Below are 22,215 nucleotides of genomic sequence, written 5' to 3' on the forward strand. Positions count from 1 at the left end.
CAAGGAGCGCCCTATGGCAGTCAGCTTAGACGGTCAATTGGTGGTGGCGATTTCGTCGCGCGCCTTGTTTGACTTTGAAGAAGAAAACCAAGTCTTTGAACAAGGCGATGACCGCGCCTACATGAAGCTTCAATTGGAGCGTTTGGAAGAACCTGCCAAACCCGGTGTGGCCTTTTCTTTGGTGAAAAAATTACTGGCATTCAATGACGCCCAAACGCAGCGCGTCGAAGTGGTCATTTTGTCTCGCAACGACCCTGTGTCGGGCATGCGGGTGTTTCGATCGGCGCAGCACTATGGCCTGCCCATTCAGCGCGGCAGTTTTACGCGGGGTCAATCACCTTGGCGGTATTTGAAACCGCTCAATGCCAATTTGTTTTTGTCGACCCATTTGTCCGACGTGCGTGCCGCGCTCGATGCAGGCGTGCCCGCTGCACAGGTGTATCCCCATTCGGCACATGCTTCTGAAGAACATCCGCACGAAGTTCGCATTGCCTTTGATGGTGATGCCGTGTTGTTCTCAGACGAAGCCGAACGCGTGTTCCAAGCAGAAGGCTTGTCGGCCTTTCAAGCCCACGAGCACGCCAAAGCGGCACAGCCTCTGTTGGCGGGTCCCTTCAAACCCTTGCTGGCCGCGCTTCACCGGCTGCAACAAGAAGGCACACCGGCCATGCGCATTCGCACGGCCTTGGTCACTGCGCGCAGTGCTCCAGCGCATGAACGTGCCATTCGCACCCTCATGCAGTGGAACATTGAAGTGGACGAAGCGATGTTCTTGGGCGGCTTGCCCAAAGGCGAATTTTTGAAAGAGTTTGAGCCCGACTTTTTCTTTGACGACCAAACGGGTCACATTGAATCGGCGGCCCAACATGTGCCCGCAGGCCATGTGGCCAGTGGCATCAGCAATCCACCGCTGACTGATTAAGGGTCTGTCGACAAAGGCGCTGCGGGCTCTTCACGCCTGCGACCTTCTCTGCGCGCAATCCACACGGTCGATACCAAGATCACCGCTGCACCCAACCAAGTCCATTGGCTGGGCACATCGCCAAACACCAGCCAGCCCATCAGGGAGGCCCAGACCAAGTCGAGGAAGCGCAAAGATTGGGTGGCTGAAATATCGGCAATGCTGAAAGCACGTGTGAGGCTGTAATGCCCCAAAGTGCCCAGCACACCCGCCACCATGAAACCGCTCCATTGCCACAAAGTAGGTGTCTGCCAATTCATCAAAGCCAGTGGCAAACTGAACAAGGTCACCGTGATGGATTGCCACATCACAATCACGCCCGGTTTTTCGGTGCGCGTGAGGTGTTTGGTGATGAGGAATGACGCCGCAAAAATGGGCGAAGAAGCCAGCATCACCAAGTTGTACCAACCGCCAGTGCCCGTTAACTTGGGAAGCACCACCACCATCACACCGGCAAATCCAATGCCCGCCGCAATCCAGCGGTCTTTGCGCATGGGCTCACCCAAGAACCAGGCCGCGCCCAGCATGATGAAGATCGGACCCGTGAAGCCGATGGCCGTCATGTCGGCCAATGGAATTTGGGGCAATGCAATGAACCACAACATCAAACCAACGGTGTGCACACCGCCGCGCCAAAACTGACCCTTGATGTCGTTGGGCACATAGGCTGCCAAACCCTGATGCCACAGCAAGGGCAGCATGACCAAGAGGCCGCAAAAATACCGCAGAAATTGCGCTTCGAACGGGTCCATTTGCATCGAAAAAGACCGTGCAATGGTGTTGAGCAAAGAAAAGGTCAAACCGCCCAAGGCCATCCAGGCCATGCCGCGCACCGGTGCAGGCAAGCGTTCAAAACGCCGTGTGTTTTGCAATCGTGTGAGGGTCAGCAAACGCTGAAGGGAGGTCGGGAAAAATCTGGACACCATGGGACTATATCGGAGCACGATACACATGCGAGTCTCATGGGTTACCAGCCAAACGGCCGCAAGGCCGCAAGGCCAGGGTGCCAAAGAAAACGGGCCCCAAGGGCCCGTTCAGATGGGAGCTGTTCAAGATCAGCTGTTTTGCAAAGCAGCAATGCGCTCTTCAATGGGAGGGTGTGTTGAGAACAACTGACCAATGCCACCCGCAATGCCCATGGCTGCAACGCTCTTAGGCAACTCGGCTGTGTGCAAGCCACCCAAACGCGCCAAGGCGTTCATCATGGGCTGCTTGCGGCCCATCAACTGAGCGGCACCTGCGTCGGCACGGAACTCGCGCTGACGGCTGAACCAAGCCACCACAATGGCAGCAGCGAAGCCGAGCACAATGTCCAACACAATGGTGGTCACCCAGTAGCCAATGCCAGGGCCCGTGTTTTCTTCGTCGTTTTTGCGCAAGAAGCTGTCAACGGCATAACCCACCACACGCGACAAGAAGACCACAAAAGTGTTCATCACGCCTTGAATCAGGGTCATGGTGACCATGTCGCCATTGGCAATGTGCGCCACCTCGTGGGCCAACACCGCCTCGATTTCTTCGTGCGTCATGTTTTGCAACAAGCCTGTTGATACAGCCACCAAAGCAGAGTTTTTAAACGCACCTGTGGCAAAGGCATTGGGGTCACCTTCAAAGATACCGACTTCAGGCATGCCAATGCCCGACTTGTCAGCCAACTTTTGCACGGTGTCGACCAGCCATTTTTCGTCGGCGTTGCTGGGCTGTGCAATCACTTGCACGCCAGAGCTCCATTTGGCCACCGGCTTGCTGATCAGCAAGGAGATGATGGCACCGCCAAAACCCATGATGAGGGCATAGCCCAGAAGCGCGCCCAAGTTCAAACCATTGGCCGTGAGGAATCGGTTCACGCCCAACAAACTGGCCACCACACCCAACACCAACACCACCGCCAAGTTGGTCAACACAAATAAAAGAATACGTTTCATGAGGAATAAAGTTCCACCGCCCAGCGAAGGCCAAGCGCACGCTTCGCATATTAGGGTTCACACAAACAAAATCAAGTGAGGGAATCTAATTCCTCAAAATGGAACGGAATTAGGCCGTTCTAGGCAAGCGAAAAACCTGAGCGTCTTGGTAAAAATCTGGCGCCATGTTCTCGGGCCACCAGCCGGGCAGGCCCAATACAGGCGTGGGCAAAAAAGGCTTGCGGGCCAATTTGTCCGCTTGTAAATCTTGGGACAACCAAGCATCCCAGTCCAACACGGCCAAGCCGTTGGGCACACGCCACATGTGCACGGTGATGGCCTTGTAGGGGGCGACCAGCTTTTCCAAAGCCGCATGACCAAAAATTTGCATCTGCGCACTGCCCCAAAGGCCCCGGTGCGTCACAAAGGCCGCTTGCCAATCGCGCCGCTCTAAAGCGTCCCAAATGACATCCTCAACTTGGAGCAAACAGGCGTTCTCATCAAACACCGTGACAGCATCACGGACAGGGCCGCGTACGGCACCGACCCCCTGGCTTTGGATGGCGGCTGCTTGAAGTTGATTGAGTTGTTGCTTGGCCAACGGAAAATGCAACCAACACAAAGCGTTGAAAAAATCGTGCAGGCCCTCACGCGTGGGCACGGCATGCTGTTCAAAAATGAATTGCTCGTAGGCCATGCCCTCAGGCAAGTTGTCTTGCGAGACAAACTGCACGTGGCAAACAGCCTTGGCAGGCGATGCCTGCTGCGCCAACGCTCGCAGCGTGGCAAGTGCGCCATTGCAGGCCTCGGCCACTGACTGGCCTTGTGCAACCTGCTGCGCCATGCGCTCTCCGGTGGCACGCCAAGGCGCAAGCCAAGGCGCGGTCCAATCAATGAGGCTTAGGCCACTCGCCATGGTAAAGCTTCACCCGAGCGCAAAGGTTTCAATTCGGCTTCACCAAATTGGAAGCTCTCGGGTGGGGTCCAGGCTTCACGCTTTAAGGTGATGGTGCCGGTGTTGCGCGGCAAGCCGTAGAAATCGGCACCATTGAAACTGGCGAAGGCTTCGAGTTGCGCCAGTTTGCCCACACTGTCAAAGGCCTCGGCGTACATCTCGAGGGCGGCGTGCGCGGTGTAGCAACCTGCGCAACCTGATGCGTGTTCTTTCAAGTGCGCAGGATGCGGCGCACTGTCGGTGCCCAAGAAGAAGCGTGTGTTGCCCGATGTTGCAGCGTTGAGCAAAGCCACACGGTGTGTTTCGCGTTTGAGCACAGGCAAGCAGTAATAGTGCGGGCGAATGCCACCGGTGAAAATGGCGTTGCGGTTGTACAGCAGGTGATGTGCAGTGAGCGTGGCACCCACAAAGCGATCGGCGGCCATGACATAGTCGGCGGCGTCTTTGGTTGTGATGTGTTCGAACACAATTTTGAGTTCGGGGAAATCGCGTCGCAGAGGAATGAGTTGGGTGTCGATGAAGGCCGCTTCACGGTCAAACAAATCGATGTCGCTGCTGGTCACTTCGCCGTGCACCAACAACAGCATGCCCACCTTTTGCATGGCTTCGAGTGTGGGGTAAATCTTTTTCAAATCGGTCACACCCGCATCGCTGTTGGTCGTAGCGCCTGCTGGATACAGTTTGCATGCAACCACACCGGCCGCTTTGGCTTTGACAATTTCTGCGGGTGGCAAATTGTCCGTCAGGTACAAGGTCATGAGGGGCTCGAAGGCCACGCCCTGAGGCACCGCCGCCATGATGCGGGATTGATAAGCCAAGGCTAACTCGGCGGTGGTCACCGGTGGCTTCAAGTTGGGCATGATGATGGCGCGGCCAAATTGTGCAGCGGTATGCGGCACCACAGTTTGAAGTGCAGCGCCATCGCGCACGTGCAAGTGCCAGTCATCGGGGCGGGTGAGCGTCAGTGAGGATGTCATGGTGAATTGCCAATCAAGATTTTTGCAATGAAGGTTCGAGCAAGGCCATCAGGTCTTGCTCTGCCAAGCCTTGAGACCGCAACATGTCGCGGGTGTTGTGCAAGGACTGTAAGAGTTCTAAAGCTTGGGCGTACAAAGTTTCGCCAGCGGGCGTGAGTCGAGTGGGGTAAGAACTGCGATCGATCAAGGCCACACCGGCCCACGCTTCCAAGGACTGAATGCGCCTAGAAAACGCTGGCTGCGTCACGTGGCGAAGCTGCGCGGATCGGCTGAAACTGCGGGTTTCAGCCAAGCTCACAAAGTCTTCAAGCCACTTGGTTTCCATGCCAACATTATCCTGCATCCGCCTCAGAGTTCTGTTGCAAGGACCACATTTGCGCGTAGCGCCCGCCCAGTTGCAGCAATTGCGCATGATTGCCGCGCTCGATGATGTGACCAGCCTCCATCACCAAAATCTCGTGTGCATCCACCACCGTTGACAATCGGTGCGCAATGACCAGCGTGGTTTTGTTTTGCGCGGCACTGGCCAGCTCGGCCTGGATGGCGCGTTCGTTGGCCGAATCGAGGGCCGAGGTGGCCTCGTCAAACACCAAGATGGGTGGGTTCTTGAGCAGCGTGCGGGCAATGGCCACGCGTTGCTTTTCGCCGCCTGACAATTTGAGGCCGCGCTCACCCACCGAGGTGGCATAGCCTTTGGGGGTAGACACAATGAAGTCATGGATGCGCGCCGCCTTGGCAGCTGTTTCTATTTCTTCTTGGGTCGCACCAGTTCGGCCGTAGCCAATGTTGTAAGCCACCGTATCGTTGAACAGCACCGTGTCTTGGGGCACGATGCCCAAAGACTTGCGCACGCTGTGCTGAGTCACTTGGCGGATGTCTTGGCCATTGATGCTGATGCGACCTTGATGAACGTCGTAGAAACGGAACATCAAACGCGCCAAGGTGGATTTGCCAGAACCCGAGGGGCCGACCACGGCCACCGTTTTGCCAGAAGGAATTTCAAAGCTGATGTTGTGCAAAATGGGTCGGTCAGACTCGTAGGCAAACGAGACGTTCTCAAATTTCAAATGCGCGCCTGCTTGGCAATTCAAATCGGGGGCATGCGGCACATCGGCCACTTCTCGTTCGCGGTCCATCAGGACAAACATCTTGTCGAGATCGGTCAGGCTTTGTTTGATTTCGCGGTATAGCACGCCCAAGAAGTTGAGCGGTATGTAGAGTTGAATCATGAAGGCATTGATCATGACCAAATCACCCAAGGTCATGCGGCCATCGACCACACCTTGCGTGGCCCGCCACAACATGGCCACCAAAGCAGCTGCAATGATCAGTTGTTGCCCTGTATTCAAAAGCGACAAGGAGGTCTGTGATTTCAACCGTGCTTTTCTCAGGCGCTCTAAGCTTTCGTCATAGCGATTGGCCTCGTAAGCCTCGTTGCCGAAGTACTTGACGGTTTCGTAGTTCAGCAAGGAGTCGATTGCCTTGGTATGCGCGGCGGAATCAAACTCATTGGCTTGTTTTCGAAAGTGGGTGCGCCATTCGGTGACTTGCACCGTAAAGAAAATATAAAAGCCCAAGGCCGCCAAGGTGATCCAAGCAAACCACGCATCAAACTTCACAGCCAATATCGACAAGACCAAGGCCACCTCAATGAGGGTGGGCACGATGCTGTAAAGCGAGTAAGAGATGAGCGACTCAATGCCGCGCACGCCGCGCTCAATGTCGCGCGTCATACCCCCCGTCTGGCGGGCCAAATGAAAGCGCAAGCTCAAGGCGTGCAAATGTTGAAAAGTTTCCAATGCAATGCTGCGTGCTGCACCTTGCGTAGCCTTGGCAAACACCAACTCTCGCAGTTCTGTGAACGCCGAGGTCATGAGCCGTAGCGCGCCATAGCCCACCAGCAAAGCCACAGGCACCACCAAGACTTGCGCCGGATCACTTGGCTTGAAGCTCATGGCATCCACCAAATTTTTCAGCAAGATGGGCACACTGACGTTGGCCAGCTTGGCGCCCACCATGAACATCAGCGCAGCGGCCACGCGCCATTTGTAAGCCAACAAATAGGGCAACAAACGCTTCAATGTACGGCCATCAGAGTCTTTTTGGGGCGGCTGCGCGACGGCGGTTCCCGGTGTGGCAGGTGCTGTGGGGGCGGAAGAACTTTCACCGTGATGGCGCATGGGTCACAATCTGAATCAAAATCAAGCCCTCATTGTGCCCCCGTCTTGACGTCATCACCGAAGGTCCCTCTATGAACCCTCCTGAAAAAGTAGCCTTGCCCACCGACCAAGAGCTGGTGCTCAAGGTCATCCCCATGCCCGCCGACTGCAATGCCAATGGCGATATCTTTGGTGGCTGGGTGATGGCTCAGGTCGACTTGGCTGGTGCCGTGCTCCCCGCCAGACTGGTACGCGGCCGCATGGCCACTGTGGCTGTGAATGAATTCATCTTCAAGCAACCGGTCAAAGTGGGCGATCTGCTTTCGTTTTTTTCACGCATCACGCGCGTTGGTCGAACGTCCATCACGGTGCAAGTGGAAGTGTTTGCAGAGCGCTTTTCCAACCAGGGGGAGTTCATCAAGGTGACAGAAGCGCGCCTAACCTATGTGGCCATTGATGCAGATGGCAAACCGACGCCTGTGCCAGAACGCTAAAGCTTGAGGAATGACTTCTGTGCTCAGGGCGCGATGCCCCAGCGACCTGAGTTCAAGAGGTGAGATAGGCCGCGGTGCCCGTTGACAGCAACTTACCGTCGGCCGCACGAAACTCCATGCGCGCATTGCCCACCCGGGCACCCACGCGAACGGCTTCAGCATGAATGACAAATTCGTCCCCAATGCCAGGGCGTAAAAAGTCGATGCGCAAATCTATGGTGCTGTGACGGGCAAACCGCTCAAGCCGTTTGGCAGGCGCTTCGTCCATGTGTTTGGCACCGAGGGCTGCCAAAACAGCCAAGCTGCCCATGGCGTCCAACACCGCACTGATCACGCCACCGTGAATTCGATGGTACGCAAAGTGCCCCACCAATTCGGGTTTCATGGTGAGGTGCGCCACGATGCCAGTGGCTTCAATGCTTGAAACCTTCAACCCCATCCATTGGTTGAAAAGAATTTTGTCTTCGTAGATCTCGCGCAAACCTTCGATGAACTCAGGCTCAAAAGTAACCTGCGGTGGGATGTCTGCGCGAGAGGAAGTCATGGGGCATTCTAAGTTGAGAGATCAACTTAGATTTTAGAGAAGTCGGGCTTGCGTTTTTCCATGAAGGCGCCAAATGCCTCGCGCGCTGCAGGCTCGGTGAGCATGCGGCGGAAACTTTGACCTTCTTCGCCCATGCGCTCAATCAGCACCTTGGATTGACCGCTCTTCATCAAACGCTTGGTCTCAACCAAAGCAGACAAAGGTTTGGCTGCCAACTTTTTGGCTTGCGCTTGTGCGTAGCCATTGACTTCTGTGGGTGGCACCACGCGATTGACCAAACCAATCTCCAACGCGGCTTCTGCAAAAAAAGCTTCGCCTAACAACAAGGCTTCAGCAGCTCGGTGATAGCCAAACATTTGCGGGGCCAACACACTGGAGGCAAACTCAGGGCACAAACCCAAATTCACAAAGGGCATGGAGAACGCAGCATTGTCACCCGCGTAGACCAAGTCGCAATGGAAAAGCAAGGTGGTGCCAATGCCCACAGCAGGACCTGCTACGGCGGCAATGGCGGGTTTCTCAAAGGTGGTCAACGCGCGCATGAAATGGAACACGGGCGAGTCCACCGTGGAAGGTGGCTTGTTCAAAAAATCACCAATGTCGTTGCCGGCACTGAAGATCGATTCGTGGCCTTGAATCACCAAAACACGGATGGCGGGATCGGCTTGCGCCTGGTCGACGGCTTGCGCCATGGCGGCGTACATGTCGCCCGTGATGGAATTCTTTTTGTCGAGGCGGTTGAAGGTGAGGGTCATCACTCCGGCGTCGATGTGGGTCAAGATGTCTGACATGGTCTGGTGTCTTTCTATCGATTCAATGGATTTCAGTTGGTGCCAGGTACACGAACCCAAGTTTGCGTGCGACCGAAGGGACCGATCGAACCACGCACTTCCAGTTTCGCGCCATTCTCAATGGGCGTGAGACGAAGGCCATAAGTTTTGCCGTTTTCAGGATCGAGAATTTCGCCGTCTTCCCAGACATTTTTACCGCTGGCTTTTTTGGCGCCGCGAATGATCTCAAGCCCCAACACCGCTTGGTTCTTGCGGTCGTCGCTGCACTTGTCGCACTTGGCATTCTGATCTGCGTCTTTGCGTAGCAATTTTTCAACGCGCCCCTTGATCACACCTTGCTGCTCCACGATCACCACCATGCTTTTGAGCTCACCGGTTTTGTCGTCAATGGTGTGCCACTGGCCCACAGGCGAGTTGGCCATGGCGCTGGTCGCCAAAGCGGCAACGCCCAACATGGCGAATGATTTCAACAGTTGGGACAAATGGAATGAGGGGTGCATGGATGTTTCCTTCGGAGGGGTTGGTCAGTGTTCAATGTTCAAGCCAAGGCCAAATCGGTGTCCATCAAAACATCCGCACCAGAGCGTGCCGTGTTCATCAGCGTCAGCGTTTCGGGCAACAGACGCGCAAAGTAGAAACGCGCTGTTTGCAATTTGGCTTTGTAGAAAGGATCAGGGCGTTGTGCTTCTTCTTCAGCCGCTGCAATTTTGGCCAAGGCCACTTGCGCCATGCGGGCCCAGAAGTAAGCAAACACCAGGTGGCCGGCCACGCGCAAATAATCGACAGACGCGGCGCCCACTTCATCGGCATTGCCCATGGCCTTCATGCCAATCTCGGTGGTGAACTGGGTCATCTTCTGGCCCAAATCGGCCAAAGGTTTGATGAACTCGGCCATGGCTTCGTTGCCCATTTCTTGCGCCACCAGTTTGCCAATCAACTTGCCAAACTTCTGCAAGCTGGCACCTTGATTGCCCAAGACTTTACGGCCGAGCAAGTCGAGTGCTTGAATGCCATTGGTGCCTTCATAAATCATGTTGATGCGCGCGTCGCGCACATACTGCTCCATGCCCCACTCTTTGATGTATCCGTGACCGCCAAACACTTGCTGGCACATGGTGGTGGCTTGGTAACCGTTGTCGGTCAAGAAGGCTTTTACGATAGGCGTCAACAGCGCCAAAATTTCGGCAGAGTCAGCGCGCACTTTTTCGTCAGGGTGATTGAGTTCTTTGTCGATCAACAAAGCGCCATAGCAAGCCAAAGCACGGCCGCCTTCAGCATAGGCCTTGGCGGTCAACAACATGCGACGCACATCGGGGTGAACCAAAATAGGATCGGCGGGTTTAGACGGTGCTTTGACGCCCGACAAACTGCGCATTTGAATGCGGTCTTTGGCATAGGCCAAGGCATTTTGATAAGCCACTTCGGTCAAGCCCAAGGACTGATTGCCCACGCCCAAACGCGCACCGTTCATCATCACAAACATGGCGGCCAAACCTTTGTTAGGTTGACCCACCATGTCGCCCACGGCGCCATCGAGCACCATCTGACATGTGGCATTGCCGTGGATGCCCATCTTGTGCTCCAAGCCGCCACAGTAAATGCCATTTCGGTCGCCAATCGAGCCATCGGCCTTCACATTGAACTTGGGCACCACAAACAAACTGATGCCTTTGCTGCCAACAGGTGCATCAGGCAAACGTGCCAACACCAAGTGAACAATGTTGCCCGCCAAATCGTGCTCGCCAGCGCTGATGAAAATCTTTTGACCGGTTAAGCGATAAGTGCCATCGGCTTGGGGTTCGGCTTTGGTGCGAAGCATGCCAAGGTCGGTACCGCAATGAGGTTCAGTCAAGCACATGGTGCCAGTCCACTCACCGCTGGTGAGCTTGGGCAAGTAAATGCTCTTTTGAGCAGGCGAGCCGTGCGCTGACAAGCATGCATGCGCGCCATGCGATAAGCCTGGGTACATGGTCCAAGCTTGATTGGCGGAGTTCAGCATTTCAAAGAAGCACTGATTGACCACCAAGGGCAATCCTTGACCGCCGTATTCTTCTTCGGCGCTCAATGCCGCCCAGCCGCCTTCGACGTACTTGGCATAAGCATCTTTAAAACCGGCAGGTGCCGTCACTTCATGGGTGTCGCGATTGAGTTTGCAACCTTCTTCGTCACCTGACACATTCAAGGGGAAGACCACTTCAGCCGCAAATTTACCGCCCTCTTCCAACACCGCATTGATGGTGTCGGCGTCGGTGTCGGCGTGCTTGGGCATGGCCTTGAGTTCATTTTCCAAATCGAGCAACTCGTGTAACACAAATTGAAGGTCACGCAGGGGAGGGGTATAGCTGGGCATGTTGGACTTTCAGAAAAATGAAAATTGGGACAAAGAATCAGGGGGTGTTGCGCGACACGATGGTGGTGAAACCTTGACGTGCGCGCTCTGCAGCACCCGGGTTGCGCAAAAATCTGGCTTCGTAATGCAAAGCCAAAATAAGGCCATGAATTTCAAAGGCCACCTGCAAAGGATCGGCTTTGGAATTCAAATGTTGTTCTTCTTGTGCTTGTGCAACAGCGCGTTGCAATGCGTTTTGCCACGTGTTCACTGACGAGGCCAATGCATCCCGCACAGGACCAGGACGATCGTCAAACTCCACAGCACCGCTGATGTAAATGCAGCCCGAATCAATTTCGGTGGAGGTGCGTTGCATCCAGTTGTCAAACAACTTTTGCAAACGGGGCAAGCCGCGTGTGCAACTGAGGGCGGGATAAAACACTTCGCTTTCAAAGCGATCGTGGTATTCACGAATGACGGAAATTTGCAATTCTTCGCGTGAGCCAAAGTGCGCAAACACGCCCGACTTGCTCATGCCAGTCACTTCGGCCAGTGCGCCGATGGACAAGCCTTCCAAGCCAATTTGAGAGGCCAGTCCCAAAGCGGCATCGACGATGGCTGCTTTGGTTTGACGACCTTTCATCAAGCTTCGGCCTCCGGCTTCGTCCGCTGGGCGAAAGGCACTGGCGGCCGCGCCTGCAGAGGAACCGGAAGTGATGTGTCGTACTGTCATGCCGTGAATTTGTAAAAAAGAACGCTCGTTCTATTTTGCATGAAAATGCCAATCCCGGCAAAAAGAAAAGGCGAATCAGGGTTAATCCCGACTCGCCTTGGCGATGGCTTGCTTGGCTTTTGGCCAAGCACCACCTTGATTGAAAAACCTTGATCAGGCTTTGCGTTTGTAGGCCACAACCTTCTGCGTTTGCTCGCCCAAGCCTTCAATGCCCAGGTGCATGACGTCACCCTTCTTGAGGTACACCGGCGCTGGCTTGCCGTCTTTCTTCATGCCCATGCCGACGCCTGGCGGGGTGCCGGTGGTGATGATGTCACCTGGCTCCAAGGTCATGAACTGGCTGACGTAGCTGACCAATTTGGTGACGCCAAAAATCATGGTTTTGGTGGTGCCGGTTTGCATGCGCTGGCCGTTCACATCCAAGAACATTTTGAGGTTCTGAACATTGGGCACTTCGTCTTTGGTCACCATCCAAGGACCGATGGGGCCAAAGGTATCGCAACCCTTGCCCTTGTCCCATGTGCCGCCGCGCTCGATTTGGTACTCGCGTTCGCTGACGTCGTTGATGGTGCAGTAACCCGCCACATAGTCGAGGGCTTCTTTTTGTGACACATAGCTGGCGTGCTTGCCAATGACAATGCCCAACTCAACTTCCCAATCGGTTTTCACAGAGCCTTTGGGCAACATGACTTCGTCGTTGGGGCCTTGAATGCAAGAGGTGGCCTTCATGAACACGATGGGTTCTTTGGGCACGGGCAAGTTGGACTCGGCAGCGTGGTCGGCGTAGTTCAAGCCAATGGCAATGAACTTGCGCACGTTGGCCACGGGGCAACCCATGCGGGGCTTGCCTTTGACCAAGGGCAGCTTGTCGGTTTTGAGTTTGGCCAACTTGGCCAAGACTTTGTCGGACAGTTGGTCGGGGCCGATGTCGGACACCACACCGCTTAAGTCGCGCAGTTTGCCAGCGGCATCAATCAATCCTGGCTTTTCTTTGCCGGGTTGGCCATAGCGAACGAGTTTCATGAAGAAATCCTTAGGTTAAAAATGGGGCTCAAAGGTGTTTGAACCAAGGTTTTTGAACAGCGGTGATTGTGATCGAATTTCGTTCAATAAGTTGAACGACCACCCGACAAATCAAACACCGCGCCCGTTGAGAAAGAACAGTCTTCGGTCAGCAACCATGTGACCATGGCCGCCACTTCATCGGGCGTACCAAAACGACCCATTGGAATTTTGGAAAGCATGAACTGAATGTGCTCGGGTGTCATCTGATCGAAGATGGCTGTTTTAACAGCGGCTGGCGTGACACAGTTCACGCGCACATTGGTATTGGCCAACTCTTTGCCCAATGACTTGGTGATGGTCATCACGGCAGCCTTGCTAGCACTGTAGGCGCTGGCATTGGGATTGCCATCTTTGCCCGCCACAGATGCGATGTTGACGATGCGACCTGCAGGACGCTCTTTCAAATGTGGTGTCCATTCGCGGCAGCAATAAAACACGCCGTTGACATTGACGTCCATCACTTGTTGCCACGCATCGACGGGGTAGTTCCACACTTGCGTGTTGGGACCTGTGATGCCCGCGCAGTTGACCACGGCGTCGACCTGGCCGTTTTTCAAAGTGGCTTCGGTGGCTGCCACCACAGACGCATGCTGCGCCACATCGACTTTGACGGCGTGAACCTTGCCGGGATGGTTCAAGCTGGCCACGGCTTTGGCCATGCCAGCGTCATCGCGGTCCCACAAGGTGACGCTGCCGCCCGAAGCCAGCACGCGTTCGGCAATGGCGTAGCCCAAGCCGGTGGCACCACCGGTGATGACCGCGTGGCGGCCTTTCATGTCGTATTGGTTCATGGATTTCTTTGATTGAGTAGTTGGATGTGGCTTGAAAAAAGGCTTAGATGGTCATGCCACCGTCGACCATGTAGGCATTGCCCGTGGCGAAGGCGGCTTCATCTGACGCCAAGAACACCACGATGGGCGCAATTTCATGCGCTTGGGCAATGCGGCCCATGGGTTGGCGCGCCACAAAGTTTTTACGCGCTTGCACGGGATCGGCTTCTGAATTGATGCGATCTTGCAGTGAAGGCGTGTCGACGGTACCAGGGCAAATGGCGTTGCAGCGAATGCCATTGGCCACAAAATCGGCCGCCACGCTTTTGGTCAAACCAATGACCGCTGCTTTGGAAGCGCCATAAATAAAGCGATTGGGCAAACCGCGCACACTGGAGCAGACGCTGGCCATGTTGATGATGCTGCCACCACCTTGTGCCAGCATTTTAGGCAAGACCGCTTGAATCATCCAAAACTGACCGCGTGCATTCAGGTTGAAAGCAAAGTCCCAATCCTTGTCGGTGGCTTGCAAAATGGTGCCGCCATGGACCACACCCGCACAATTGAACAAGGCATCGATGCGCGGAATGAGGGCCACTTGTTTTTGAATGTCGTCTTTGTTCATGACATCCAAAACTGCGGTGTGCACATTGGCCACGCCCGCATATGTTTTGAGTAGCTCTGGATTGACGTCAGTGGCCCAAACGGTGGCGCCTTCGGCCACCATGGCCATCACGGCAGCGTGGCCAATGCCCTGGCCCGCAGCTGTGACCAGGATGTTTTTGTTTTTCAATCTCATGCTTTGATCTCCAAATGATTCTCTTGACGCTGGTCGATGGCTTGCCAATCCCATTCAATGCCCAGTCCAGGCGTGTCGGGGGGGTACGCAAAGCCATCTTTGACTTTCATGCGCGAATGCGTGATGTCGTCCAATTGAGGAATGTATTCCACCCAAGTGGCATTGGGAACCGCAGCGCACAAACTGACGTGCAGCTCCATCAAAAAGTGGGGGCACACCGGCACATCGAAGGTTTCGGCCAAATGCGCTGTTTTGATCCAAGGCGTGATGCCACCAATGCGCGCCACGTCGGGCTGCACCACGCTGCAAGCGCCCTGCTCTAAATACTCTCTGAATTGCATGGGGTGGTACATCGACTCGCCCACCGCCACAGGAATGGGAGTGTGTGCGCGCAAGTGCCTGTGACCTGAAACATCTTCAGCGGGCATGGGCTCTTCTAACCATGCCAAATCAAGGCCTTCGAAAGCTTTGGCCCTTCTGACCACTTCTGCACGGTGGAAGCCTTGGTTGGCGTCGGTCATGATGTCGAATGCGGGTCCCACCGCATTGCGCACGGCCGACAAACGCGCCACATCCTCGCTGACATGCGGACGGCCAATTTTGATTTTGGCGCCTTTGAAACCATCGGCTTTGGCCTGCAGCGTTTGCGCGACCAATTCTTCGGGGGACAAATGAAGCCAGCCGCCCTCGGTGGTGTAAAGCGGCACTTTGCTTTGCGCGCCTCCCAGCAATTGCCACAAAGGCAATTGTTGACTTTGCGCACGCCAATCCCAGAGGGCTGTGTCAACGCAGGCCAAGGCCAAACTGGTCATGGCGCCAACGGCCGTGGCGTGCGTGTGAAAAAACAATTCTTTCCAAATGGCTTCCACATGCACTGGGTTTTTGCCAATGAGCCGAGGAACCAAATGATCTTTGAGCAAAGCCACCACAGAACTGCCGCCGGTGCCAATGGTGTAGGCGTACCCTGTGGCTTGAATGCCATCGCTGCACACCAGGGTGAGCAGAATGGTTTCTTGGGTGACAAAAGATTGAATCGCATCGGTGCGAACAACCTTGGGCGGCAAGTTCACTTGACGCAAATGAACGCGATCGATGGTGACTGAAGTCATGTTGAAAAATGTTGTGACGAGTTCGGGTTTATGCGTAGCCTAATTGGCTTGACCCTCGCTCAGGTTCCATGTGAAGATTGTGCAACTGGTCTGACCAATTGTCCAATCCTCGTATTCCCTGAGCTTTGAAATCCATCGAACCCCAAAGGCTGTATCGCCAAATTGCCAAGCAAGTCCAAGGATTGATTTCCTCGGGCGAATTTGCTGTGGGTTCACGTTTGCCCGCCGAACGCGATCTGGCCATGCAACTGGGTTTCAGCCGACCTTCCGTTCGCGAAGCACTCATTGCCTTGGAAGTAGAAGGTGTGATTGAAGTGCGCACCGGCTCTGGCATCTATGTCAAATCATTGGGCAAGAAGAAACAAGCCGCACCCAGCACACTCAACACGCCCGCCGAATGGGGGCCGCTTGAAGTGATGCGCGCACGCTCCCTGATTGAAGCTGAAATGGCAGCCCTGGCCGCAGAAGGCGCCAATACGCAAGACATCAAGCGCATGGCCGCTGCACTCAAGGCCATGCAAAAAGATGCGAAAGCCGGCCGCATCCCCAGAGACAGCGACATCGCCTTTCACATGGCCATTGCCAATGCCTGCGCCAACAGCGTGATGCACGACACCCTTGAGCTTTATTTAGAAGCCAGAAATGGCCCTTTGTTCGAACGCTTGGGCGATTACTTTGAATCGCCTGCTTCATGGGCCGCCGCCATTGCAGAGCATCAAGAAGTTTTGGATGCCATCGAAGCGCGCGACCCACAGCGTGCGCGCAAAACCATGCAAAAGCATTTGAACCAAGCTCACAAACGTTTCAGCGCTAGCTGGCGAAGCGCACCCTCTCGTCTTTAGTTTTTTCGCCAGCACCTTCTCACTTCACCACCTCAACAGGAGACAACATGAAAACGAAACGCAACACCCTCAAAGCACTGGCCAGTGCCAGCATGGTGGCCATTGGCCTGGTCGCCGCTTTGGGCAGCTCTATGGCGCAAGCGCAGACCAAACTCAAGTGGGCCCACGTGTACGAAACGTCAGAGCCCTATCACACGGAGTCGGTTTGGGCGGGTGAAGAAATCAAAAAACGCACCAACGGCAAGTACGAAGTTCAAGTGTTTCCTGCGTCCACACTGGGCAAAGAAACCGACATCAACCAAGGCCTCACTTTGGGCACTGTTGACATGATCATCAGCGGCCCCTCGTTTGCTGCGCGCGCCTACCCTCGCTTTGGCATTGCTTACTACCCCTTCATCTTCCGTGATGGCGATCACCTCATTGCTTACTCCAAGAGCCCCGTATTTGCCGAAATGGTCAATGAGTTCCGCGCCAAGACCGGCATTCAAGTCACGGCCTACACCTATTACGGTGCACGTCACACCACTGCACAAAAAGCCTTCACCAACTGCGCCGGCATGAAGGGCATCAAGATTCGCGTGCCCGACGTACCTGCTTACCGTGCCACGCCCGAGGCTTGCGGCGCCAACCCCACACCGATTGCTTTTGCCGAAGTTTATTTGGCCCTGCAAAACGGCACCGTTGAAGCGCAAGAAAATCCTTTGACCACCATCGAAGCCAAGAAGTTCTTTGAAGTGCAAAAGGCCATCATGCTGACCGGTCACATCGTGGACGGCTTAACCACACAAATCGCGCCACACGTTTGGAACAAACTGTCCGATGCTGAAAAGAAAATCTTCACCGACGTAACGCAAGAAGCTGCCGTACGCGCCACTGCCAAAATCAAAGCACGCGAAGCCGAGTTGGTTGACGAGTTCAAGAAAAAAGGTTTGCAAATTGTGCAAGTCGATCGCAAGTCTTTCCAAGACGCTGTCTTGAAAAACAAGCCACTCGAATCCATGGGCTTTACCAAAGCTGACTTCGACAAGATTCAAGCGGCCAAGTAATCGCGTCGGTGTATTGATGCAGGTGTGCCAACGGCACACCCCTCACAGGTTGGGCCCTTGGCTCAATCTGTGATTTGTTTAACCAGGAATTTCACATGAGCAACCTGCCCGACCTCGACGCCATGCCCAAAGTCATGGGCGACGATGGCCAGTTTCACGCGACCGACGAAGAAGTTTATTTGTCTGGCACCCCCATCGAAGCTTGGGTTGCCTTGGGCTTTTTTTGGGTATTGGGTGCCACCGTTTTTTACCAGTTCTTCACACGTTACGTGCTGAACAACTCGGCCTCATGGACCGAAGAAATTGCGCGCTATCTTTTGATCGCGGTTGTTTTCACAGGCGCCACCATTGGCGTGGCCAAAAACAACCACATTCAGGTGGACTTCTTTTACAAGTTCATGCCTCAGTGGCTGTCCAATGTCATGAACACTTTGGTGGACATCATGCGCATAGGCTTTTTTGGTGCTGCCACTTTTCTCACATATCAAATGATGGAGAAACTGGGCAACTACAAAATGACCATTGTCGATTTGCCCATGAACTTGGTTTACGGCGTGGTTTTGCTTGGCTTTGCCGCCATGTGCATTCGGGCCATTTGGGTTATGAAAATTCATTGGCAACGGGGTTACACCGTGTTGCAACGCCCAGAGTCAGAAATGACCGACCGTTAAGTCCCTGTTTCAAGATCCGAAAGAAATTCGATGTTAAAAATTTTGTTCTTGTTGCTCATGAGTGGCGGCATTCCGGTCGCCATTGCCATGGCGGGCGCCTCGCTGATCTACTTGTTCTGGACACAAAGCTCGCCCCCCTTTGTGGTCATTCACCGCATGGTCTCGGGCATTGACAGTTTTCCCTTGCTGGCTGTGCCTTTCTTTATTTTGGCCGGCAACCTCATGAACAATGCCGGCATTACCAACCGCATTTACAACTACGCACTGGCATTGGTAGGTTGGATGAAAGGCGGCTTGGGCCACGTCAATGTGGTGGGCTCTGTGGTGTTTGCAGGCATGAGCGGCACCGCCATTGCCGATGCGGCAGGCCTTGGCACCATTGAAATCAAGGCCATGAAAGACCATGGCTACAGCACAGAGTTTGCAGTTGGCGTCACCGCAGCTTCTGCCACGCTGGGCCCCATCATTCCGCCTAGCTTGCCGTTTGTGATTTACGGCATGATGGCCAATGTGTCGGTGGGCTCGCTCTTCTTAGCAGGCATCTTGCCCGGCGCCTTGATGGCCCTTCTCATGATGGTCACCGTGGCTTACTTTGCACACAAAAACAATTGGGGCTCAGACGTAAAGTTTGAATGGCCACGTGTTATCAAGGCCTTGGCAGAAACAGGCGTTGTCATTGGTTGGCCCATTGGCGTGTGGGGCTTGGTCACTTTATTTGAAACGCCTCCCCAATTGACAGTATTCATCGCCCTGGGGTTTTTGTTTGTCGCCGACAAAGTTTTTAAGTTTCAAGCAGTGCTGCCCATCATGACGCCCGTGTTGTTGATTGGGGGTATGACAACCGGCGTCTTCACGCCCACTGAAGGCGCCATTGCGGCTTGTATTTGGGCCATCATTTTGGGCTTTTTCTGGTATCGCACGCTCAATCCCAAGATGTTTGTCAAGATTTGTCTTGACACCGTAGAGACCACCGCCACAGTGATGTTCATTGTGGCAGCCGCCAGCATTTTTGGCTGGATGCTAACCGCTACTGGCGTTACGGCTGCCATCAGTGATTGGGTCTTAGGTTTCACACAAGATCCTTGGAAGTTTTTACTCTTGGCCAACTTGCTCATGTTGTTTGTGGGTTGCTTCTTAGAGCCTACCGCAGCCATCACCATCTTGGTCCCCATTCTGATTCCCATTTGCCAAAAACTGGGCATCGACTTGGTTCACTTTGGCTTGGTCATGGTGCTCAACCTCATGATTGGTTTGTTGCACCCGCCCATGGGCATGGTCTTGTTTGTGTTGGCGCGTGTGGCCAAGCTCAGCGTCGAAAGAACCACAGCAGCCATCTTGCCTTGGCTGTTCCCCTTGCTGGGCAGTTTGGCTGTCATCACTTATTTTCCCAGCCTCGTGCTGTGGTTGCCCAAACAGTTTTATTGAATTGAAACCATGAGTCTCTTTATTCGCCTCCACCCCGCCGATGACGTGGTCATTGCGCGTGCTCAATTAATGAGCGGCAGCAGCATCGAAGGTGTCGCTGTTCGCGGCTTGGTGCCCCCCGGTCACAAAGTGGCCACACGTGCCATCCAAATGGGCCAGCCTGTTCGCCGTTACAACCAAATCATTGGCTTTGCCAGCGCCGTCATTCAACCCGGCGAGCACGTGCACACGCACAACCTCAACATGGGCCCCGAAAAAGGCAACTTTGAACGTGACTACGCCATTGGCCAGGACGTTAAACCCGAAGCACCACGCAAACAAGCCACCTTCATGGGCATCAAGCGCAGCGATGGCCGCGTCGCCACACGCAACTACATTGGCGTGCTGTCGAGTGTCAATTGCTCAGCCACGGCTGCACGCGCTATTGCCGATCATTTTTCCAAACGCAACAACCCTGCCGCGCTGGCCAACTTTCCCAATGTGGACGGCATCGTGGCCTTAACGCACGGTACCGGCTGCGGCATGGACACCGAAGGTTTGGGCATGAAATTGCTTGAGCGAACCCTTGCAGGTTATGCCACCCATGCCAACTTCTGGGGTGTGGTGGTGGTGGGCTTGGGATGCGAGACCAATCAACTCAACACTTGGCTGGCCCACAGCAGTTTGCGTGAAGGCGATACGCTCAAGGTGTTCAACATTCAAGACACGGGCGGCACTCGTCTCACCGTAGAAAAAGGCATTGCACTCATCGAAGAAATGCTACCCCGCGCCAATCAAGTCAAGCGCGAGCCATGCAGTGCTGAACACATCACCGTAGGCCTTCAATGCGGTGGCTCAGATGGTTACTCCGGCATCAGCGCCAACCCAGCATTGGGTGCTGCTGTCGACTTGTTGGTACAACACGGCGGCACGGCCATTCTCAGTGAAACACCCGAAATTTATGGCGCTGAACACTTGCTCACACGTCGCGCCGTGAAACCAGAAGTGGCACATAAACTGATTGACCGCATTCACTGGTGGGAGAACTACACCGAGATCAATGGCGGCGAGATGAACAACAATCCTTCACCTGGCAACAAAGCTGGCGGCCTCACCACCATCCTCGAAAAATCATTGGGCGCTGTGGCCAAAGGTGGTACCAGCAACTTGCAAGCGGTTTATGAATATGCAGAACCCGTCAACACGCATGGCTTCGTTTACATGGACACGCCCGGCTACGACCCAGTGAGTGCCACAGGCCAAGTGGCTGGCGGCGCCAACCTCATTTGCTTCACCACGGGCCGCGGCAGTGCCTACGGCTGCGCACCTTCGCCCAGTTTGAAATTTTCGACCAACTCAGCCTTGTGGAAAAAACAAGAAGAGGACATGGACCTCAATTGCGGCGAAATTGTGGACGGGGGTGTCAGCATTTCCGAGATGGGCCAGCGCATTTTCGAGATGATCCTGAAAGCGGCCTCTGGCGAACCCACCAAAAGCGAGAAGCACGGCTATGGTCAAAATGAATTTGTACCTTGGCAAGTGGGCGCTGTGATGTAAGCCACGTCTCACGCCATGCTTTGCCCGTGGCGTTGCACAACAAGAAAGTACTGTCATGAGCCAATGCATTCCCGCCGCACAACTGCAGCAACAAATTGCCAACATCATTCGAATGGCCGGCAGCGAAACTGCTGAAGCCGAGCAAGTGGCCGCCAACTTGGTCATGGCCAATTTGAGTGGTCATGACTCGCATGGCGTGGGCATGGTCCCGCGCTATGTCGATGCCGTTTTGGAAGGTGGCCTGAACCCCAACACCGGCGTCAAAGTGGTGCTCGACACAGGTCCCTTGCTGAACTTGGATGGCCAACGTGGCTACGGCCAAATCACAGGTGTGCAAGCCATGCAAATGGGCATTGAACGTGCCAAACAATTTGGCGTGTGCACGGTGGCACTCAGCCGCTCGCACCACTTGGGACGCATTGGTCACTTTGCCGAAATGGCAGTGGCCCAAGGCTTGGTGTCCGTTCATTTTGTGAACGTGCTGTCCCGACCCGTCGTCGCGCCCTTTGGCGGTGGCGATGGCCGCTTTGGCACCAACCCCTGCTGCATTGGCGTGCCCATGGGCAAGCGAAAACCCTTCGTGCTCGACTTTGCCACCAGCCGTGTGGCCCAAGGCAAGATGCGGGTAGCGCACAACAAAGGCGAACAAGTGCCCGATGGTTATTTGATTGACGAAAAAGGCCATCCCACCAACAACCCCGGTGTGGTGGTGGTGCCGCAATCGAATGGGCTGTTTGGCGCCCTCATGACTTTTGGCGACCACAAAGGCTTTGGTATGGCCATGGCCTGCGAATTGTTGGGCGGTGCACTCACAGGCGGTGGCACATGGCACCGCGAAGCCGATGACAAACGGGCTGTGCTCAATGGCATGCTCACCATGATCATCGACCCCGTTCGCTTGGGCACACAAGCCTCGTTTGAAAAAGAAGCCTTGGCCTTTGAAGACTGGCTGCGCCAAAGCCCCGCCGCCCCCAACACCGAAGGTGTGCTGTTGGCCGGAGAACCCGAACGCAAAGCACGCGCCGATCGCGAGCAAAACGGCATTTGGATTGACGATGCAACCTGGTCTGAGATTCAAGCAGCTGAAGCCAAACTGAAACACTGA

At 54.8% G+C, this 22,215-nt stretch carries 22 protein-coding genes and 1 pseudogene; 8 read left to right on the forward strand and 15 right to left on the reverse strand.

Annotation, left to right across the window (positions count from 1 at the left end):
- Nucleotides 1-13: 13 nt before the first annotated feature.
- The gene (locus B9Z46_RS09990) at nt 14-922 is read left to right on the forward strand and encodes a 5'-nucleotidase (protein WP_108256139.1); all 909 of its coding nucleotides are present in this window, start codon (nt 14-16) and stop codon (nt 920-922) included.
- On the opposite strand, the gene B9Z46_RS09995 is transcribed toward B9Z46_RS09990, so the two are convergent.
- From B9Z46_RS09995 to B9Z46_RS10020, 6 genes and pseudogenes are all read right to left on the reverse strand, one after another.
- Nucleotides 919-1,914: a DMT family transporter gene (locus B9Z46_RS09995; protein WP_231717669.1), complete on the reverse strand. Its 996-nt coding sequence runs from the start codon at nt 1,912-1,914 to the stop codon at nt 919-921. The two genes, B9Z46_RS09990 and B9Z46_RS09995, sit on opposite strands and share 4 nt — an antisense overlap.
- Before the next feature lie 102 nt (nt 1,915-2,016).
- Nucleotides 2,017-2,886: a protease HtpX gene (gene htpX, locus B9Z46_RS10000; RefSeq protein ID WP_055359729.1), complete on the reverse strand. Its 870-nt coding sequence runs from the start codon at nt 2,884-2,886 to the stop codon at nt 2,017-2,019.
- Nucleotides 2,887-2,995: 109 nt separating this feature from the next.
- The gene (locus B9Z46_RS10005) at nt 2,996-3,781 is read right to left on the reverse strand and encodes a DUF3025 domain-containing protein (protein ID WP_108256141.1); all 786 of its coding nucleotides are present in this window, start codon (nt 3,779-3,781) and stop codon (nt 2,996-2,998) included.
- Nucleotides 3,766-4,797, reverse strand: coding sequence for a dihydroorotase (pyrC, locus tag B9Z46_RS10010; protein ID WP_108256143.1), 1,032 nt, complete (start codon nt 4,795-4,797; stop codon nt 3,766-3,768). Before pyrC ends, B9Z46_RS10005 begins: the two co-directional genes overlap by 16 nt.
- 31 nt (nt 4,798-4,828) lie before the next feature.
- Nucleotides 4,829-5,122, reverse strand: a pseudogene (locus B9Z46_RS10015) (LysR family transcriptional regulator); the annotation flags it as partial.
- A gap of 7 nt (nt 5,123-5,129) precedes the next feature.
- Nucleotides 5,130-6,977 carry an ABC transporter ATP-binding protein/permease gene (locus B9Z46_RS10020; RefSeq protein ID WP_108256145.1) on the reverse strand — a complete coding sequence of 616 codons (1,848 nt, stop codon included), beginning with the start codon at nt 6,975-6,977 and terminating at the stop codon, nt 5,130-5,132.
- Nucleotides 6,978-7,048: 71 nt separating this feature from the next.
- Between B9Z46_RS10020 and B9Z46_RS10025 the strand changes: the two genes are divergently transcribed.
- Complete coding sequence (locus tag B9Z46_RS10025) at nt 7,049-7,450, forward strand: acyl-CoA thioesterase (protein ID WP_055359724.1); 402 nt, start codon at nt 7,049-7,051, stop codon at nt 7,448-7,450.
- A 52-nt stretch (nt 7,451-7,502) separates the two neighbouring features.
- Here the strand turns inward: B9Z46_RS10025 and B9Z46_RS10030 are convergent, their stop codons facing one another.
- The 9 genes from B9Z46_RS10030 to B9Z46_RS10070 form a co-directional block, all read right to left on the reverse strand.
- A complete protein-coding gene (locus B9Z46_RS10030) occupies nt 7,503-7,994 on the reverse strand; it encodes a thioesterase family protein (RefSeq protein ID WP_055359723.1) in 492 nt (163 codons plus the stop codon).
- A 26-nt stretch (nt 7,995-8,020) separates the two neighbouring features.
- Nucleotides 8,021-8,785: an enoyl-CoA hydratase gene (locus B9Z46_RS10035; protein ID WP_055359722.1), complete on the reverse strand. Its 765-nt coding sequence runs from the start codon at nt 8,783-8,785 to the stop codon at nt 8,021-8,023.
- Between the two features lie 32 nt (nt 8,786-8,817).
- Nucleotides 8,818-9,285, reverse strand: a complete 468-nt coding sequence (locus B9Z46_RS10040; protein ID WP_369907432.1) for a DUF2147 domain-containing protein — start codon at nt 9,283-9,285, stop codon at nt 8,818-8,820.
- Nucleotides 9,286-9,323: 38 nt separating this feature from the next.
- Nucleotides 9,324-11,135, reverse strand: coding sequence for an acyl-CoA dehydrogenase C-terminal domain-containing protein (locus B9Z46_RS10045; RefSeq protein ID WP_108256147.1), 1,812 nt, complete (start codon nt 11,133-11,135; stop codon nt 9,324-9,326).
- Between the two features lie 37 nt (nt 11,136-11,172).
- Nucleotides 11,173-11,757 (reverse strand): TetR/AcrR family transcriptional regulator, encoded by a 585-nt coding sequence (locus B9Z46_RS10050; RefSeq protein WP_231717711.1) that lies wholly within the window; start codon nt 11,755-11,757, stop codon nt 11,173-11,175.
- Between the two features lie 243 nt (nt 11,758-12,000).
- Nucleotides 12,001-12,870: a fumarylacetoacetate hydrolase family protein gene (locus tag B9Z46_RS10055; RefSeq protein ID WP_055359719.1), complete on the reverse strand. Its 870-nt coding sequence runs from the start codon at nt 12,868-12,870 to the stop codon at nt 12,001-12,003.
- A gap of 83 nt (nt 12,871-12,953) precedes the next feature.
- Nucleotides 12,954-13,703: an SDR family NAD(P)-dependent oxidoreductase gene (locus B9Z46_RS10060; RefSeq protein ID WP_108256149.1), complete on the reverse strand. Its 750-nt coding sequence runs from the start codon at nt 13,701-13,703 to the stop codon at nt 12,954-12,956.
- A 43-nt stretch (nt 13,704-13,746) separates the two neighbouring features.
- Nucleotides 13,747-14,481 (reverse strand): SDR family oxidoreductase, encoded by a 735-nt coding sequence (locus tag B9Z46_RS10065; RefSeq protein ID WP_108256151.1) that lies wholly within the window; start codon nt 14,479-14,481, stop codon nt 13,747-13,749.
- Nucleotides 14,478-15,590, reverse strand: a complete 1,113-nt coding sequence (locus tag B9Z46_RS10070) for a mandelate racemase/muconate lactonizing enzyme family protein (protein ID WP_108256153.1) — start codon at nt 15,588-15,590, stop codon at nt 14,478-14,480. Before B9Z46_RS10070 ends, B9Z46_RS10065 begins: the two co-directional genes overlap by 4 nt.
- 125 nt (nt 15,591-15,715) lie before the next feature.
- On the opposite strand from B9Z46_RS10070, the gene B9Z46_RS10075 reads away from it, so the two are divergent.
- From B9Z46_RS10075 to B9Z46_RS10100, 6 genes are all read left to right on the forward strand, one after another.
- The gene (locus B9Z46_RS10075) at nt 15,716-16,432 is read left to right on the forward strand and encodes a FadR/GntR family transcriptional regulator (protein ID WP_233245977.1); all 717 of its coding nucleotides are present in this window, start codon (nt 15,716-15,718) and stop codon (nt 16,430-16,432) included.
- Between the two features lie 47 nt (nt 16,433-16,479).
- Nucleotides 16,480-17,478 carry a sialic acid TRAP transporter substrate-binding protein SiaP gene (locus tag B9Z46_RS10080; protein WP_108256155.1) on the forward strand — a complete coding sequence of 333 codons (999 nt, stop codon included), beginning with the start codon at nt 16,480-16,482 and terminating at the stop codon, nt 17,476-17,478.
- A gap of 95 nt (nt 17,479-17,573) precedes the next feature.
- Nucleotides 17,574-18,149 (forward strand): TRAP transporter small permease, encoded by a 576-nt coding sequence (locus tag B9Z46_RS10085; RefSeq protein WP_108256157.1) that lies wholly within the window; start codon nt 17,574-17,576, stop codon nt 18,147-18,149.
- A gap of 30 nt (nt 18,150-18,179) precedes the next feature.
- A complete protein-coding gene (locus tag B9Z46_RS10090) occupies nt 18,180-19,574 on the forward strand; it encodes a TRAP transporter large permease (protein ID WP_108256159.1) in 1,395 nt (464 codons plus the stop codon).
- 9 nt (nt 19,575-19,583) lie between these two features.
- Nucleotides 19,584-21,110, forward strand: coding sequence for a UxaA family hydrolase (locus tag B9Z46_RS10095; protein ID WP_108256161.1), 1,527 nt, complete (start codon nt 19,584-19,586; stop codon nt 21,108-21,110).
- Between the two features lie 55 nt (nt 21,111-21,165).
- On the forward strand, nt 21,166-22,215 hold the full coding sequence (locus B9Z46_RS10100) for a malate/lactate/ureidoglycolate dehydrogenase (protein ID WP_108256163.1): 1,050 nt from the start codon (nt 21,166-21,168) through the stop codon (nt 22,213-22,215).

It is taken from the genome of Limnohabitans sp. Hippo4 (assembly GCF_003063605.1).
Classification (GTDB): Bacteria; Pseudomonadota; Gammaproteobacteria; order Burkholderiales; family Burkholderiaceae_C; genus Limnohabitans_A.